The organism is Priestia sp. 10L35 (assembly GCF_056395685.1).
This window is the reverse complement of sequence record NZ_JBFTKA010000004.1, coordinates 272,927-287,917: the sequence shown is the minus strand read 5'-3', so window position 1 is coordinate 287,917 and position 14,991 is coordinate 272,927. Positions and strand designations below refer to the sequence as shown.

The 14,991-nt window shown below is 37.5% G+C and carries 21 protein-coding genes and 1 riboswitch; of the genes, 17 read left to right on the top strand and 4 right to left on the bottom strand.

Annotation, left to right across the window (positions count from 1 at the left end; genetic code table 11):
- Positions 1–13 precede the first annotated feature (13 nt).
- The 8 genes from AC1DEF_RS17080 (at position 14) to AC1DEF_RS17045 (ending at position 6,149) form a co-directional block, all read left to right on the top strand.
- The gene (locus tag AC1DEF_RS17080; protein ID WP_097824015.1) at positions 14–1,213 is read left to right on the top strand and encodes a Ger(x)C family spore germination protein; all 1,200 of its coding nucleotides are present in this window, start codon (positions 14–16) and stop codon (positions 1,211–1,213) included.
- 11 nt (positions 1,214–1,224) lie between these two features.
- Positions 1,225–1,461, top strand: a complete 237-nt coding sequence (locus tag AC1DEF_RS17075) for a hypothetical protein (protein WP_013055980.1) — start codon at positions 1,225–1,227, stop codon at positions 1,459–1,461.
- Between the two features lie 26 nt (positions 1,462–1,487).
- A complete protein-coding gene (locus AC1DEF_RS17070) occupies positions 1,488–2,609 on the top strand; it encodes a GerAB/ArcD/ProY family transporter (RefSeq protein ID WP_097824014.1) in 1,122 nt (373 codons plus the stop codon).
- Positions 2,610–2,679: 70 nt separating this feature from the next.
- Positions 2,680–2,723, top strand: a riboswitch (PreQ1 riboswitch).
- Between the two features lie 230 nt (positions 2,724–2,953).
- Positions 2,954–3,619 (top strand): 7-cyano-7-deazaguanine synthase QueC, encoded by a 666-nt coding sequence (gene queC / locus AC1DEF_RS17065; protein WP_043979622.1) that lies wholly within the window; start codon positions 2,954–2,956, stop codon positions 3,617–3,619.
- A complete protein-coding gene (gene queD / locus AC1DEF_RS17060) occupies positions 3,619–4,059 on the top strand; it encodes a 6-carboxytetrahydropterin synthase QueD (protein WP_013055983.1) in 441 nt (146 codons plus the stop codon). Before queC ends, queD begins: the two co-directional genes overlap by 1 nt.
- Positions 4,052–4,783: a 7-carboxy-7-deazaguanine synthase QueE gene (queE, locus tag AC1DEF_RS17055; RefSeq protein ID WP_097824013.1), complete on the top strand. Its 732-nt coding sequence runs from the start codon at positions 4,052–4,054 to the stop codon at positions 4,781–4,783. The genes queD and queE overlap by 8 nt, the downstream gene beginning before the upstream one ends.
- A gap of 98 nt (positions 4,784–4,881) precedes the next feature.
- Entirely contained in the window at positions 4,882–5,379 is a 498-nt protein-coding gene (gene queF / locus AC1DEF_RS17050) for a preQ(1) synthase (protein WP_013082243.1), read from the top strand.
- A 68-nt stretch (positions 5,380–5,447) separates the two neighbouring features.
- Entirely contained in the window at positions 5,448–6,149 is a 702-nt protein-coding gene (locus tag AC1DEF_RS17045) for an NAD(P)H-binding protein (protein ID WP_013055986.1), read from the top strand.
- 33 nt (positions 6,150–6,182) lie between these two features.
- On the opposite strand, the gene AC1DEF_RS17040 is transcribed toward AC1DEF_RS17045, so the two are convergent.
- A complete protein-coding gene (locus tag AC1DEF_RS17040) occupies positions 6,183–6,416 on the bottom strand; it encodes a hypothetical protein (RefSeq protein ID WP_477727454.1) in 234 nt (77 codons plus the stop codon).
- A 317-nt stretch (positions 6,417–6,733) separates the two neighbouring features.
- The gene (locus AC1DEF_RS17035) at positions 6,734–6,919 is read right to left on the bottom strand and encodes a YkvS family protein (RefSeq protein WP_013082245.1); all 186 of its coding nucleotides are present in this window, start codon (positions 6,917–6,919) and stop codon (positions 6,734–6,736) included.
- 308 nt (positions 6,920–7,227) lie between these two features.
- On the opposite strand from AC1DEF_RS17035, the gene AC1DEF_RS17030 reads away from it, so the two are divergent.
- The 4 genes from AC1DEF_RS17030 to AC1DEF_RS17015 all read left to right on the top strand — a co-directional run bounded on the left by AC1DEF_RS17030 (position 7,228) and on the right by AC1DEF_RS17015 (position 9,764).
- Positions 7,228–8,073, top strand: coding sequence for a patatin-like phospholipase family protein (locus tag AC1DEF_RS17030; protein WP_477727453.1), 846 nt, complete (start codon positions 7,228–7,230; stop codon positions 8,071–8,073).
- 17 nt (positions 8,074–8,090) lie between these two features.
- A complete protein-coding gene (locus AC1DEF_RS17025; RefSeq protein WP_013055990.1) occupies positions 8,091–8,285 on the top strand; it encodes a hypothetical protein in 195 nt (64 codons plus the stop codon).
- 147 nt (positions 8,286–8,432) lie between these two features.
- Entirely contained in the window at positions 8,433–8,759 is a 327-nt protein-coding gene (locus tag AC1DEF_RS17020) for a hypothetical protein (RefSeq protein WP_013082248.1), read from the top strand.
- 312 nt (positions 8,760–9,071) lie between these two features.
- Complete coding sequence (locus tag AC1DEF_RS17015; protein ID WP_340447789.1) at positions 9,072–9,764, top strand: cell wall hydrolase; 693 nt, start codon at positions 9,072–9,074, stop codon at positions 9,762–9,764.
- Positions 9,765–9,790: 26 nt separating this feature from the next.
- Here AC1DEF_RS17015 and AC1DEF_RS17010 read toward each other — a convergent pair whose 3' ends face one another.
- Positions 9,791–10,150 (bottom strand): YueI family protein, encoded by a 360-nt coding sequence (locus AC1DEF_RS17010; protein ID WP_097824010.1) that lies wholly within the window; start codon positions 10,148–10,150, stop codon positions 9,791–9,793.
- Between the two features lie 675 nt (positions 10,151–10,825).
- Between AC1DEF_RS17010 and AC1DEF_RS17005 the strand changes: the two genes are divergently transcribed.
- The 5 genes from AC1DEF_RS17005 to AC1DEF_RS16985 all read left to right on the top strand — a co-directional run bounded on the left by AC1DEF_RS17005 (position 10,826) and on the right by AC1DEF_RS16985 (position 13,910).
- On the top strand, positions 10,826–11,110 hold the full coding sequence (locus tag AC1DEF_RS17005) for a hypothetical protein (protein WP_097824009.1): 285 nt from the start codon (positions 10,826–10,828) through the stop codon (positions 11,108–11,110).
- 230 nt (positions 11,111–11,340) lie between these two features.
- Complete coding sequence (locus AC1DEF_RS17000; protein ID WP_097824008.1) at positions 11,341–12,639, top strand: NCS2 family permease; 1,299 nt, start codon at positions 11,341–11,343, stop codon at positions 12,637–12,639.
- 173 nt (positions 12,640–12,812) lie between these two features.
- Positions 12,813–13,187, top strand: a complete 375-nt coding sequence (locus AC1DEF_RS16995) for a cbb3-type cytochrome c oxidase subunit I (protein WP_050689415.1) — start codon at positions 12,813–12,815, stop codon at positions 13,185–13,187.
- Between the two features lie 204 nt (positions 13,188–13,391).
- Entirely contained in the window at positions 13,392–13,655 is a 264-nt protein-coding gene (locus tag AC1DEF_RS16990; protein WP_013055998.1) for a hypothetical protein, read from the top strand.
- A gap of 48 nt (positions 13,656–13,703) precedes the next feature.
- The gene (locus tag AC1DEF_RS16985; RefSeq protein WP_057238698.1) at positions 13,704–13,910 is read left to right on the top strand and encodes a hypothetical protein; all 207 of its coding nucleotides are present in this window, start codon (positions 13,704–13,706) and stop codon (positions 13,908–13,910) included.
- Between the two features lie 57 nt (positions 13,911–13,967).
- On the opposite strand, the gene AC1DEF_RS16980 is transcribed toward AC1DEF_RS16985, so the two are convergent.
- Positions 13,968–14,765 (bottom strand): Cof-type HAD-IIB family hydrolase, encoded by a 798-nt coding sequence (locus AC1DEF_RS16980; protein WP_013082254.1) that lies wholly within the window; start codon positions 14,763–14,765, stop codon positions 13,968–13,970.
- Positions 14,766–14,991 lie beyond the last annotated feature (226 nt).

Here is a 14,991-nt window from a genome sequence, read left to right as displayed (position 1 = left end):
GTGGCCGTTTACTATGAAAGCATTTCTAATGTTATGTATCTGTTCAGTGCTATTAAGCGGCTGCTGGAGCAGTCGAGAGTTGAATGAGCTAGCCATTACGGTTGCTGTTGGAATTGATAAAGCAGAAGATGGCATTATTGTAACAGTTCAGCTGATTAACCCTGGTGATATTCAGGCCAAAACCCCTACAAACGGGCCTTCTGTTACCACATTTTCTATTAAGGCTTCGTCTGTAATGGAGGGGTTAAGAAAAATAACGACAAAATCTCCGCGGAAAATTTATCTTTCTCATTTACGAATGCTAGTGCTTAGCGAAAGCATGGCGGAAGACGGTATTGCTGAAGTGCTTGATTTCTTTGCTCGGGATCATGAAGTGCGTACCGATTATTTTGTTGTTGTGGCTAAAAACACGAAAGCATCGAGCGTTTTGAACGTATTAACAACCATCGAAAAAATACCAGCTAACCATATGTTTGCTTCATTAGACGTGTCACAGCGTATTTGGGCACCTACTAGAGGAGTAAAGTTAAATGAACTGATCAGTAACTTAACCAGTGAAGGAAAGCAGGCGGTGTTATCAGGAGTGTTAGTGAAAGGCGACGTGAAAAAGGCAGGAGACATGTCTAGTATTTCTCGCACCAATCTTTCCACCCTGCTCAATTTCAAAGGATTAGGTGTCTTTCAAAATGATAAGCTTCTCGGCTGGTTCAATGAAGACGAAAGTAAAGGATATAACTATATTACAGGAAATGTAAAAAGTACGTTGATTGTTATTCCATGCGAAAAAAAAGAAAAACAGCATGATATCATCGGAGTAGAAATGCTTCGAACGAATGTCAAGGTGACAGCTACTATGAAAAATCATAAACCTCATATTCACGTTGATTTAAAAGGAGAAGCGAACGTGGCTGATGTAGAGTGTCAAGTGAATTTACAGGACCCAGCTGTAATCAATATGCTCGAACGAAAAACAGCAGCTGACGTAAAAGAAAAAATGAATGATGCAGTAGAAAAAGCTCAAAAAACCTATAAAAGCGATATCTTTGGTTTCGGCGAAGCGTTTTACAGACAAGATGTAAAGAGATGGTACAAAATGAAAAGAGACTGGAACAGAATTTACGCAGAGGATTTAACCGTCGATTTAGATGCAAAAGTTCAAATCCGTCGCTTAGGCACGTTAAATAACTCATATATGAAGCAAATGAAGCATTAAGGAGAAAGAAAATGGAGGGATTTATCGCCTTACTTGTACTGCTTGCTTATTTGACTAAAAAAATAATGATCAACTTCCGAAAGGAAAAGTATTATCGTGAGATAGTCGTCTACCTTTGTCTTATAGGTTTGGGTCTATTCTTTTGGGGAGCGATTACACTCCGTAAAGAAGTTCCTACGCCTCTGTACTTTTTAGAGGCACTAATTAAGCCTCTTACTAGAACCGTTCATCATTTGTTATTCACGTGAGCAAGCATGTAGGAGAGAAGGTGTGTATGATGCAAATAAAAGAATTTATTAGTCCGAAACAATTTCTTTTTCTAATTTATGTTTTTTGTATTGGAAGCGCCATCTTGGCAGTTCCCGCTACATTATTAGAGACGAATAGACAAAATGCGTGGTTTTGCGGTGTGCTTGCTATTGGCTTTGCGCTTTTAATCGTTGCGGTGCTTTTATGGCTGATTCAGCGTTACCCTCAGCAAACATTCATTCAAATAGCTAAAAAGGCGCTAGGTCCTTATGCAGGAACGTGTATTTCTCTTATTTACATTTTCTTTATGTTCATTCAGTCTACGTTTTCGCTTCGAGACATCAGTACATTCATGACGACTCAAATTGTCCCTGAAACGCTGCCTACGTGGATTCATGCTCTTGTTCTTTTAGCTGTTATATACGGAGGGTATCTAGGTATTGAAGTGGTAGCAAGAACCGCGGAAATCTTTTTGCCTTGGATTGTGATCCCCTTTTTATTGTTAATTGTTTTAAATATTCCTCAGATGAAAATTGATCGTCTTTATCCTTTTTTTGAATTCAGCATGGGTGATTTAGTATTAGGGACCACTTATTTTTTAGGAAACCCGTTTATGGAATTGGTTTTTATTCTGATGATTACGCCTCATATAAAAGATGGAAAAAAGGTAAAAAGAATGTTTGTTATCGGCACTGTCGCATCGGGCTTGACGATTACGATTGCAGTTGCGGCTTGTATATTAGCTCTTGGCGCGAATATTGCATCGATGCACAGCTATCCAGTTTATTTATTAGGAAAAATGATTTCGTTAGGTGCAACGATTCAGCATGTTGAAGTATTAGTAGCTATTATTTGGATGTTATCTATCTTTTTTAAAGTTGTTATTGTGTTCTATGCTATTCAGTTAAGTATCGTCCAATTGTGTAATTTACGGGTGCGCAATTTTTTAAGCTTTCCTTTAGGTCTAATTATTACAGGCGTGGCGTATTACATTATTCCCAACACAGCGTACTTCAATTATTTTGAAAAATATTACTGGCCGTTTTATTTATTTGTACTAAGCGTCTGTTTTCCGTTGTTATTTATTGCGCTTTCTTATATAAAGAAAAATAAGGCAGCTAAAGGCGATAGAAGTCAACAAACATAGCATTATTTATACGCATGTGGTATAATACGATGACAATTCAAGAAGAAACGCCGTACACGTTTGGATACGTACGGGAGAGGTTCGAAAACTCCCTCTATAAAAAACTAAGATCATCGTTGATGACAAAAGACACGGTTTTAGCGTGTCTTCTTTCACGTGCTTTTCTATCAACGCGTCTTTTTGACGTGTATGCTGGCGAGGACGTGTATCTTAGTTGCTTTTTAGGGAGATTGCTGGAAAAGAGCAGTCTCTTTTTTGTGTTATAAAATTAGTCACAAAGGGAACGAACGGTTCAATAAAGTTTCTTCTTCTTTTGATTTCAATCAAAAAGGAGACGAACAATAATGATGAAAAATGAAAAAGCTATTGTTGTATTTAGCGGAGGTCAAGATAGTACAACATGTCTATTTTGGGCTTTGAAAAACTTTAAAGAAGTAGAAACGGTTACTTTTCAATATGGTCAGCGCCATAGTCAAGAGATAGAGGTAGCAAAAGCTATCGCAGCTGATTTAGGTGTGAAGCATACCGTACTAGATATGTCACTTTTAAATCAATTAGCACCAAATGCCTTAACGCGAGATGATATTGAGATCGAGCAAAAAGAAGGAGAGTTGCCTACAACGTTTGTTGACGGCCGCAATCTGTTATTTTTATCATTTGCAGCCGTACTGGCTAAAAACAGCGGAGGCCGTCATATCGTAACAGGCGTTTGTGAAACTGATTTTTCAGGATATCCAGACTGTCGAGACGTATTTGTGAAATCGTTAAACGTCACGCTTAATTTATCAATGGACTTTGAATTTGTGATTCATACGCCGCTTATGTGGATTGATAAAGCAGAAACGTGGGCGTTAGCGGATGAGCTAGGGGCGCTTGAGTATGTGCGTGAAAAAACATTAACTTGCTACAACGGTATTGTTGCTGATGGATGCGGCGAATGTCCCGCATGTCAATTGCGAAAACGCGGGTTAGATCAATACATGCAAACGAAAGAAGGAGGAGAGAAATAATGCTGCAACAAATGTATCCTCAAGTATTTCATGACTATGAATATGAACTGAACAAAGATATGCAGTTTGCTGCGGCACATTTTGTTCCTCACACAGAAGCAGGGAAATGCCGTCAAGTCCATGGACATACGTATTTCGTAAATCTAACTGTTGCCGGAGATACATTAGACGAAGCGGGCTTTTTAGTAAACTTTGCGCTATTGAAAAAAATTGTTTCTGGTCAATTTGATCATACATTATTGAACGATCATTCTATCTTTAACGAAGAAAATCCAAATGATTTTCCTACAACTGAAGTTGTTGCCCGTAAAATTTATGAGTTGGTTCAAGAATATCTAGACACACTACCAAATAAGCCTTCTTGCGTACAAGTATTCGTGCGGGAAACGCCGACAAGTTACGTAGTTTACCGCCCAAAGAAGGTGAAAAAACGTGGCTAATACAATTCCAGTACTTGAAATATTCGGACCAACGATTCAAGGGGAAGGAATGGTTGTAGGACGTAAGACGATGTTTGTTCGTACCGCGGGCTGTGATTATTCCTGCAGCTGGTGTGATTCAGCTTTTACATGGGATGGATCTGCTAAAAACGATATTCGTCAGCTAACAGCAGAACAAATTTGGACGGAGCTAAAAGAAATTGGAGGAGAGTGCTTTGATCACGTCACCATTTCTGGAGGAAACCCTGCGCTTATCAAGGCGATTGGTTCACTTGTAGAGCTTTTGCACAGTCAAGGGGTAAAAGCAGCTCTTGAAACACAGGGGAGCCGTTATCAGGATTGGTTCCTAAAGATCGATGATTTAACGATTTCTCCTAAGCCTCCAAGTTCATTAATGAAAACAAATTTCTCCGTATTAGACGATATTATAGAGACATTAATAAAGGAAAAACGCATGGCGCACATAAGCATAAAAGTCGTTGTATTTAATGATGAGGACTTTGAGTATGCAGCGTCTGTTCATGAACGTTATCCTGAGGTTCCATTTTTTGTTCAAGTAGGAAACGAGGACTTAACGACAATCGATAATGCGTCGTTAACACAAGAATTGCTTAAAAAGTATGAGTGGTTAATCGATAAGGCAGTGGCAGCAAAAAACATGAACGATGTAAGAGTTCTGCCGCAGGTTCACGCCCTTGTTTGGGGAAATAAACGAGGCGTGTAAGCGCATAGCAAAAAATTTACAAAGAAAAATAAAAACAGATATATACAAAATAAAAAAACGCTGTTAGAATGACAATCGTAGAAAGAGAGGAAATGCAAATGAGCGGTCGAAAAGATGAAGAATTAGAAGGTGTATCACTCCTTGGAAATCAAGGAACAAACTATTTGTTTGAATATGCACCAGAGATTCTAGAAGCATTTGATAACAAACACCCAAATCGTGATTATTTTGTGAAATTCAACTGTCCGGAATTTACGAGCTTATGTCCAAAAACAGGTCAGCCGGATTTCGCAACCATTTATATTAGTTACATTCCAGATGAAAAAATGGTAGAAAGCAAGTCGTTAAAGCTTTATTTATTCAGCTTCCGTAACCATGGAGATTTCCATGAAGACTGTATGAACATTATTATGAATGACTTAATTAAACTGATGAATCCAAGATATATTGAAGTATGGGGAAAATTCACACCACGCGGCGGAATCTCAATTGATCCATATACAAACTATGGCCGTCCCGGTACGAAGTATGAAGAAATGGCTAATTATCGCCTGATGAATCATGATTTATACCCAGAAACAATTGATAATCGTTAATTCGAACAAACAGGTTGTGTATGCAACCTGTTTTCCATTGCAAAAACAACAGGTGAGAAGGTGAAAGAATGTCACAGAGATCAGCATTAGTATTAGGTGCAAGCGGACTTGTTGGTCAAGAACTTTTAAAAATGTTATTAAGCAACAGCTTATATAACCATGTGACAGTGTTTGTTCGAAAAAAGCTACCAATCGAACACACAAAGCTACGTCAGCTTGAAATTGATTTTTCAGAGCTTGATAAGCACGAAGAATGCTTTGCAGTTGATGATGTATATTGCTGTTTAGGCACGACAATGAAAAAAGCAAAAACAAAAGCGAAATTCATTAAAGTGGACTACGAATTTCCTTTAAAAGCGGCTAAATGTGCAGAAAAATATCGCTGCAAAAACTTTTTAACGATCACAGCAATTGGTGCTGATCTTCGTTCGCCATTCTTTTACAGTAAAGTAAAGGGGCAAGTAGAAGAAGATATCGCAAGTTTGTATATCCGTTCTACTCACTTTTTCCGCCCATCGTTATTATTAGGCAAGCGCCAAGAGTTTCGCCTATTTGAAAAGATTGGGGGATACACGTTAAAGTCGTGTTCATTTTGCCTTGTAGGAAAGTGGAGAAAGTATCGTCCAATTAAAGCGTATAACGTAGCCAAATCGATGATGAAAGCTGCTCTTGAAGATAAATGTGGGGTTCATGTACATGAAAGCCAAGACATTTATACAGGTGAATGCTATTATTCGTTTACCAACGGCAAGCGAGTATTATCAAAATAAAGAAAAGCCTCTTCATAAGAAGGGGCTTTTTTTCTATCTTCCGTTACCATCCGCATCTCCATCTCCACCGCTATCTCCATCGCCATCATGATCGTGGTTAGAAGCAGTTTCACTCCAGCTTGTGTAGGAGTTAGAATCTTCTTCGGCATAATTCATGGGTTCAACGGATGTTTTTTTATTTGAAGTTTGTTTGCGTTTAAAAACGAACTGCACGATGAAAAAAAGAATGACAATAAGAGCAACGATAAACAATACAGTATCAAACATGCTAGTAATTCCTTTCGGTAAGAAGATAGTAGTAGCTTGTTCTTATTGTCACACGAAAATAAGCCCCTTTCAAGAAAAAATGGGGCCTGTTTTTGTTTCTTTAAGGAAACTTTTTTTATCTCAGCCATATATTATTGTATAAAGAAACATTTTAGAAAAGAGGGAGTACAGTGAAAAAAAGTTCGAAGGATGTTAAGGTGCAACAGTATATTTACCTCATGTATAAGCTGGGGATTATTACAGAAGAACAAAAGAATCAATTCTTTCAAAATCAATAAAAAAGCAACCGCTTTTGCTGTTCGGCTGCTTTTTTTCCTTTACATAGCTGGATTAATGATGATGTAGTTTTTGTGGTTGACAACAGTTCGCTGCTCTAAGTCTAAATCGCGGTAGTTTGTCATGTAAGTCAAATCTACAATCACGGAGTTTTCATTTACTTTTTCCACAATGCCCTGTAAGCCATTTTTAAATTCTATCAAGTTTCCTACCTCTGCTATTTTCATGATTCATCGCTCCTTTGTTTTAAATTAGTTCATTATAAATTTTTTGAATAATTTTAATTTTAAAAATAGTAAAACTAGTTAGCGTTTTCTTTTTTTACAATTTTGCCTTAAAACTGGGAATTAGTAAAGGGTTTTTTGAAAAAATATAAAATAAAATTGAAAAAATAAGTAAAATGTGCTGAGAAATAAAAGGAATTGGTAGCTTTAACGAAAGAGAGAAGCAGGACAGTTCCATCTTTGTTCATCTTTCGTTATAATAAACGAGGTATAATCTTGTCATAAATTATAAGAATTAGAAGGTGTAGAAATTGAAAGATACTGGACTCGTGCTCGAAGGAGGCGGTATGAGAGGCCTTTATACAACTGGAGTTTTAGATTACTTTATGGAAAGAAATCTGTACCTTCCGTATGTAATTGGCGTTTCAGCCGGCGCTTGTCATGCCACTTCTTATTTATCTAGACAAATAGGAAGAAGTCGCAAAGCTAATTTAGATTTTTTAGAGGATCCTCGCTACTTGTCGTGGAAAAATTATTTTAAAACAAAAGAGATATTTGGAATGGATTTCGTTTTTGATGAAATTCCTAATCAGCTTCTTCCATTTGACTTTGAGGCATTTGCTGAGCGTACAGAGAAGCTTGTAGTAGGAGCAACGGACTGCTTGACGGGAGAACCCGTTTATTTTGATGAATATGACCGGGACATTTTGACAGCGGTTCGCGCTTCTAGTTCCCTTCCATTTTTAGCACCTGTCGTTACATATAAAGGAAAAGAGCTGTTAGATGGAGGAATCAGTGATCCGATTCCAATCAAAAAAGCAGTGCAGGATGGATATAGAAAAAATATTGTTGTGCTAACGCGAAACGAAGGATATCGAAAAAAGAAATCAAATATGCTTTGGTTATTGAAGCACAAATATCGTCATTATGATGGGCTGACTCGTGCGCTTGAGAACCGCTATAAATTGTATAATGAAACATTGTCATATATTGAAGAACAGGAAAGACAGGGGAATATCTTTGTGATTCGTCCGCAAACCCCTCTTGTAGTAGGGCGAATTGAGAAGAATCGTGAGCGTCTCGACGCTCTTTACAACCAAGGATATAAAGAAGCAGAAGCTCAATTTGCATCTCTGCAAAATTGGCTGAACAGTTAAAAGCGAGGTGAAACTGAATGGATGAACAAACAGCAATAAACATGTTGAATGAGTTAAGTGAAGGAAAAGTAACCGAAATTAAAGTTAAAAAAGAAGACTTTCTTGCTTTTCGCCCTTTTTTAGTAAATCGCCCTGATTTCAAACATTTTCGTGGAATAGCTGGACGCGGTGGAGATTTCACCTATACGTATCTAGAAATTCCTAGGAGCTAAACGAAATGATGGCATTATTTGATTATGCCTTATATAATGGATGTATGAGCCTGTACAGTAGAGAATATACTGTTACAAGTGCTTGTGCGTTTATTTAGTAACGTACGGTAAGAGCGAATAAACGTGTTTAGTTATAGGAGGGATATTATGGATGAGTTTCGAAAAAGTACAGCACCTTTTTATTTTGCAGATCATATATGGAAAGATAAAAATGGAATGACGACTTATGGGATGCTGTTAACGAACCGGCCCGAAGATGACGGGGACTATGACCTCCATTCGTTATTAGAAGAAGCATATGTAGATCATAAAAAAATTCTAATTACTACTGTTTACGACAACAGTGAACAGCAGTTGACCGGATACGTGATACATTTATCAGATGATCAAGACGTCTTTACGTTTATGGATGATACGGGTGCTAAGCTAGTGATTGATTTCTATGATGTTGTAGAAATTGAGATCGAAGATTAAAAAGAGCTGAATGTTGTAATCAACATTCAGCTCTTTTGTGTAAAAGTAGATGAATTTAAATGTTTATCATAAGAATTATAAGGGAAAAACGAATGAAGAAATTTCTGATTAAACTGAAATAAACCGGGAAAATATACCTGTATTTTAGAAAAATTACCGTGATTATGACAAAAAACAAGGTACAATGTCATAATTGTGTTCCGAACGTAATTTTGTTCATCAAACTTAAAGAAATGTAATTGAATCGTTCGGTGAAACCCCTATATAGCTATGATAGAGTAATACCATACGAAATTTCAGGAGGTATTACCTATGAAACATAGTTATATGAAATCAATGGTAGTAGCTTGTTTAGCTACTCTTTCATTTATAGGTTTTAATGCAACAGCTACGGCTGCAACTAATTATAAAGTAGTCAAAGGCGATAGTCTTTGGAAGTTAGGTAAAAGATATAGTGTAACAATTGACGATATTAAAAAATTAAACAATCGTCAAGGAGATATGATTTATATTGGTGAAACATTAGCGATTCCGAGTAAGACAAAAGTGCTGGCTGCTGAAACAACGGAACCTTCAACGGCAGCCCCGGCTAAGCCAGAAGCAAAACCCGCGGAGCAGGAAACACCTGCAGTTTCGATTTCAGCAAGTGAAAAAGATTTATTAGCTCGCTTAGTAGAAGCTGAAGCAAAAGGCGAATCATATGAAGGAAAAGTAGGGGTAGCAACAGTGGTGTTAAACCGTGTAGATTCTCCGAAGTTTCCAGATACGGTAACAGGAGTTATTAAACAAGTTGTCGGAAAAGCATACGCTTTTTCACCGGTCCAAAACGGATCAATTAACAAACCTGCTTCAGAAGATTCGAAAAAAGCAGTAGAGCAAGCATTGACTAGAAAAGATCGTTTAGACGATTCCATTTACTTTTATAATCCAAAAACAGCTACCGATAACTGGATTCGTTCACGTGCTGTAATTAAAACAATTGATCATCATGTATTTGCCAAATAAAAAAGAGCCGTTCTGGCTCTTTTTTTTTAGTCTAAAAAAATATCTCGTTCCAAACTGCCTTCAGAACCTGTTAAAACCAGACCAATATCGGTATCAGCTTCTAAGTTCTGAACGATAGTAAAAGGCACTTTATGTTGGTTAGCCGCTTGAATATAGGGGGAGAGGTATGAGTAAGACAAGGAGCCATTTAAAAACAAATGACCGTCGTTCACTTTTTTTAAAAGAGGCTTTATTTTTGCCGCATCCTTTTTCATGACTTGCCCTTTTTTTAGTGCAAGTTCAATATTCTCACGTAGAGCAGTTAAGAAATATCTTCTTTCGTCTCTTTTTGTTTCCTTTGCTCCGTACATTCCTCGTTCTAAGTATTCTTCTAGTTGATCAGACATTGCGTCACTTCCTTTCGTTATAAACTATAAACGATTATGGCTATAAGTAAAAGGGACAGGAAAAAAGGAAAATCACTGTGCTATATCACCTGTTTTTTTGCTGAGTACAAAGAAAAACAAAAAATGTGTTGAAATTTAGCCTAAAATATTGTTTAATGTAAATAGATAGAAAATCATATCGGTTTTTTATTAAAGGTTTGTAAGCGATTACAGATATACATACATAGCAGCGTTTGGGGAGACGCTCCTATGATTTTATGTTCAAAGCGCATTGTATAAAAAGGGGATTATATAGCTTTAGGGCATATACGGTCAAGCAAAGGGTCAGATAAATTAATAAAAAATCGTTATGTATTTTCATAAGAAGAACGGTCAACATTTTTGTTGAGCGTTCTTTTTATGCGTTCATATTATGTTTATTCCTCATTGCAGCAGGTGCTGAAAATCGTAAAGGTCCATTCCTCGTTTCATCTCTCTTATTTTACATAAGTTACATGTAGTATGTTTCAAAGCCTTAAAAAATATATGTCTCTACGCTTGTTTAATCCTAACGAGGTGGTAGAAAAGGAATATTTTTTAAGAAATCACAAAAAAAGAGGCGATTGCCTATGCAAGAAGTAGGTGAATAACATATGTAATAAAGAGAATGAAATATAATTTGAGGAGGCATGTATCATGCAAGAATTTGATATTAATGACATAAGAAGACCATTCGGTGGTTTTGGAGGCTTTGGTCGTCCAGGATTCGGTTTCGGTCGCCCAGGTTTTGGTTTCGGTCGTCCTGGTTTTGGCTTTGGCCGTCCGGGGTTCGGCTTTGGCTTTGGTCGCCCTTGGGGTTGGGGCTTTGGAGCTCCATTTCTTGGAGGATTAGTTCTTGGAAGTGCATTAGGAGGTCCAGGTTATTACGGTTATCCAGCACCATATTATCCGCCGTACCCACCATATTATCCTTATTATTAAAACAATGAGCGCTGATAAAGCGCTCTTTTATTATGTCCAATCCAAGGTATATATAGAATGAATGCAAGACGTTACGTTTAGAAAATGATAACAGTTTTAAATAAGGAATGAACGCTTAAGCTAAAGGAGACAAGTTTTCCTTGCAACAATTGTTGATTTTGCTATAATAACTTCGGTGGCATTTTTGGTCACTGGGTGGGCGAGGGATAGATGAAAAGAAGGAAATTAGATTGAACGCATTATTTGAAAAGTTGTTTCGTTTAAACGACCACCAAACAACTGTTGGAAAAGAAAGCTTAGCTGGGGTCATTTCATTTCTTTCCATCGTGTATATTATTGCTGTTAATTCAACCATTTTATCTGATGCCGGTATTCCGCTTGAAGCAGGAATATTCGCAACAGTAGCTTCGGCTTTTGTAGGCTGTGTTATTATGGCTTTTTGGGCAAACGCGCCTCTTATTTTGGTGCCAGGTATGGGGATTAATGCATTGTTTACGTATACGATGGTTCAATCAATGGGGTTATCTTGGCAAGAAGGGTTATTAGCAGTAGTGATATCCGGCTTTCTTTTTATAGCATTAGCTTTCTCACGACTGTCTGCCAAAATTGTCTCTTCGATTCCGCATTCGCTAAAAGAAGCGATAACAGTCGGTGTTGGCTTATTTTTAACATTTATCGGTTTGCAAAAAGGGAAGCTTGTAGTTCCAAGCGAAAACACTTTTGTAGCACTTGGAGACTTGTCAGATCCGTTTGTGATCAGTACGCTGTTGACGTTAATTATCACAATCGTACTGTTTATCCGAAATGTGAAAGGTAACTTTTTGTTAAGCATGATTGCTGGATCAGTCCTTGCCTTCTTACTTGGTGTAAGAAGCGGTGCAGAAAAAGGACAGTCCGCTGGGAGCGTGAACGACTTCTTTAGCAGCTTTGGCACATTGTCTTTTGGAGCTATTGGAGACGTTGCGTTTTGGGCAGCTGTCTTTTCATTAACAATGGTATTGATTTTTGAAAATATCGGTTTGCTGCATGGTCAGCTAGGTATGATGAATCAAGATAGCAAATTTCCGCGGGCCTTTCAAGCAACAGCCGCTTCAGCTTTGCTAAGCGGCGTGTTTGGAACAAGTCCAACGGTGTCTTCTGTAGAAGGAGCATCTGGTATTGCAGCTGGAGGGCGAACGGGTTTAACATCGCTGATTACAGGAGTTTTATTTTTAAGTTCACTTCTGTTTATTCCATTTATCAAGCTGGTTCCAGATAGTGCTATTGCACCTATTCTTATTGTTATTGGAGCATTGATGATTCAAAATATCAAAAACATCAATTTACAGGACTTAACAGAAGGTTTCCCTGCATTTTTAATTATTGCGCTTATTCCTCTTACGTACAGCATTGCTGATGGAATTGCATTTGGGTTCATTGCGTATCCACTGCTTAAATTATTCCTTGGTAAAATGCGTGAAGTATCGATCTTTATGTATGTAAGCGCGCTGTTGTTTTTCTTGAATTTTGTGCTGCATTATATTGCTTAAAATAGACAGCTGAGTACTTTTGCTCAGCTGTTTTTTGTGTTTGCGGTAAAGAATCCTCTTTTTAGATATCATACTCCGTATTTCGTGTCCTTTGGCTAACTTCCGCTTCTAAAATGACGTTTCCTGCGTAAAGTAGTACAGAAGTCGGAGGGGGATATAAGGGGGAGAAAATGATGGGAATTAAATTAATTAAAATATCAGCCGTTTATTTTGGAATTGGCATCATATTGGGGTATTATATGTCAATTGTTCACAGCTACGCTTTGACACCTGTTCACGTGCACATCAATTTATTAGGATGGACATCGCTTACGTTAGCGGGACTTATTTATTATTTGTTTCCTGCGTTTAGCGAAAGTAAATTAGCCAAACTGCACGTATGGTTGCATAATATAGGATTACCGGTCATGATGATTGGTTTATTTTTCATGATCGTACTAGAAAACCAAGCTTTTACACCCGTAGTGGCAGCAGGAGCAACACTTACGGCTATTGGCGTTTTAATTTTCGTATATCACATCCTTAAAAATTTGAAATCTGAACGATAAACGAAGAAGGTCGTTGACGATGATTGCTAATTTCAAAAGGAAAAAGAACCAGCTATAGCGAATATACATGTAAACAAGGTGAAAGTGTGATTTACATAAAGGTGTGCTAGGCATCTTTATAAGGAGGGGTATGCTGCAGGGATTTCTAGCTCTTATAAAAGCCAATAAAAGGGCTGATTATAAGTTTCTTGCGGCGGAGATACTATGGGAGAACATCAACAATTAGTGCGTGTTAGGGAGCTAGCAAATGAAATTATTCGACTTCGTCTTCAAGACCGTACAACTTATGACGAATTAGAGTTGCAAAATAATGTAGAGTTGTTGTCTCGTTCTGTGGTTGACTTAGTAAACATTATGTTAGCCGAAGATGTGGATTCGTCTACGTCTTTAAAAGCTACAGCTTCTAAAATGAAAATGGTGTATAATAACATGCATCAAGCTGAGAAAAAAGATTATTTGCATTTCTAATTGCTAGGCTCCTTTTCGCCACAAACGAAATGGAGGTGTACGAGGCAGATGCTATCGTCACTAACGACTTCTGAAGCTATTGTAGCATCCGTTCTTGCACTGGTTGTCATTGCCGTTTCCATTATCTTTTTTGCCACTCTTATTATGGTTGTTGTTCGACGAGAAAGAATCAGCAGCTTGGTTAATCACGGAGAGCATGCAGATGGAAAGCAAAAAAGCTTAGGTGGATTTTTTCGTTCTTTACGGAAAAAATAACTGCCGTTTTCTTATTAAATAGATAAAAGCGGTCAATTTAAACGTTGACCGCTTTTTTTAGATGGTTTGCTTATTTTTTTCTAAAACAATACCCGCTGCTTCACTAACAGATGACACAACAGCAGAGGCGTGGCGCTGAACAGCTTCAGGAGCTGTAGCCATAGCGAAACTGTTCGGCGTTAATTGAAACATAGGAATATCATTAAATGAATCCCCCACACATGCAATTTCCTCTGGTTTTAGCTGAAGATGATTTAATAAAATTTCAATGGCATTTCCTTTGCTGATATGTTTAGGCATAATATCCAAACACTGCTTGGCGGAAATATATGTATCAATATAATCACCAAACTCTTCGTTCACTTCTTTTTGCAGAGCTACCATTTCATCATGATCTCCAAGAACCGTGATTTTGGATGGAGAAAGAGCGTGACCAAATGAATCCGTCATTTCAATTTGTTCTTCGATAGGGAAAAACATGTGAGTTTCAATCGCTTCAATAATTTCATTTCGCTGCTCTACATAATTCGTGTCGTTTGAACAGACAAGCGTAATACGGTTAGGATCTATCGTTTTTTTATAAAGTTGAACCGCTAAATCATCTTCAAACACTTTTCCATGAAGTTCTTGGTTTTCTTTGGTCCACACAAATCCTCCGTTTTGGCTAATGCGATGAAATGTATTATTAATATCAGTAGAAATCTTTAAAATTTCCGTATCCATTCGTCCGGAAGCAAGACAAACTTCTACTCCTTGGCGCTGAAGTTCACTAAGTGCGTCTGCATTATGCTGTTCTACGTATTTTTCTTCGTGTAAAAGAGTGCCATCTAAGTCGCTTACAAATAATTTAATCATTTCTTAAAAATTCCTTTCCCTGAAAAATTTGCTGTGATAAGAGCGTTACAAATTTATTACCTTCCTTATTCTATCAGTGTTTCCCAAGAAACTCATAAAAAAAGCTCAAACCGGCGGTGAATTCAAAGAGATTAAGACATAACTACATCAATTTTTTCCGCAGGAGTCTTCGCCTTGCCCTTCAAACAGCTAGAAACAGCTACATGAAATCCAGTTCACGATCACA

Excerpts from the sequence above, each read along its gene's own strand:
- AC1DEF_RS17080 (WP_097824015.1), top strand. The coding sequence starts at position 14 with ATGAAAGCATTTCTAATGTTATGTATCTGTTCAGTGCTATTAAGCGGC.
- AC1DEF_RS17075 (WP_013055980.1), top strand. The coding sequence starts at position 1,225 with ATGGAGGGATTTATCGCCTTACTTGTACTGCTTGCTTATTTGACTAAA.
- AC1DEF_RS17070 (WP_097824014.1), top strand. The coding sequence starts at position 1,488 with ATGATGCAAATAAAAGAATTTATTAGTCCGAAACAATTTCTTTTTCTA.
- queC (WP_043979622.1), top strand. The coding sequence starts at position 2,954 with ATGATGAAAAATGAAAAAGCTATTGTTGTATTTAGCGGAGGTCAAGAT.
- queD (WP_013055983.1), top strand. The coding sequence starts at position 3,619 with ATGCTGCAACAAATGTATCCTCAAGTATTTCATGACTATGAATATGAA.
- queF (WP_013082243.1), top strand. The coding sequence starts at position 4,882 with ATGAGCGGTCGAAAAGATGAAGAATTAGAAGGTGTATCACTCCTTGGA.
- AC1DEF_RS17045 (WP_013055986.1), top strand. The coding sequence starts at position 5,448 with ATGTCACAGAGATCAGCATTAGTATTAGGTGCAAGCGGACTTGTTGGT.
- AC1DEF_RS17040 (WP_477727454.1), bottom strand. The coding sequence starts at position 6,416 with ATGTTTGATACTGTATTGTTTATCGTTGCTCTTATTGTCATTCTTTTT.
- AC1DEF_RS17035 (WP_013082245.1), bottom strand. The coding sequence starts at position 6,919 with ATGAAAATAGCAGAGGTAGGAAACTTGATAGAATTTAAAAATGGCTTA.
- AC1DEF_RS17025 (WP_013055990.1), top strand. The coding sequence starts at position 8,091 with ATGGATGAACAAACAGCAATAAACATGTTGAATGAGTTAAGTGAAGGA.
- AC1DEF_RS17020 (WP_013082248.1), top strand. The coding sequence starts at position 8,433 with ATGGATGAGTTTCGAAAAAGTACAGCACCTTTTTATTTTGCAGATCAT.
- AC1DEF_RS17015 (WP_340447789.1), top strand. The coding sequence starts at position 9,072 with ATGAAACATAGTTATATGAAATCAATGGTAGTAGCTTGTTTAGCTACT.
- AC1DEF_RS17010 (WP_097824010.1), bottom strand. The coding sequence starts at position 10,150 with ATGTCTGATCAACTAGAAGAATACTTAGAACGAGGAATGTACGGAGCA.
- AC1DEF_RS17005 (WP_097824009.1), top strand. The coding sequence starts at position 10,826 with ATGCAAGAATTTGATATTAATGACATAAGAAGACCATTCGGTGGTTTT.
- AC1DEF_RS16995 (WP_050689415.1), top strand. The coding sequence starts at position 12,813 with ATGGGAATTAAATTAATTAAAATATCAGCCGTTTATTTTGGAATTGGC.
- AC1DEF_RS16990 (WP_013055998.1), top strand. The coding sequence starts at position 13,392 with ATGGGAGAACATCAACAATTAGTGCGTGTTAGGGAGCTAGCAAATGAA.
- AC1DEF_RS16985 (WP_057238698.1), top strand. The coding sequence starts at position 13,704 with ATGCTATCGTCACTAACGACTTCTGAAGCTATTGTAGCATCCGTTCTT.
- AC1DEF_RS16980 (WP_013082254.1), bottom strand. The coding sequence starts at position 14,765 with ATGATTAAATTATTTGTAAGCGACTTAGATGGCACTCTTTTACACGAA.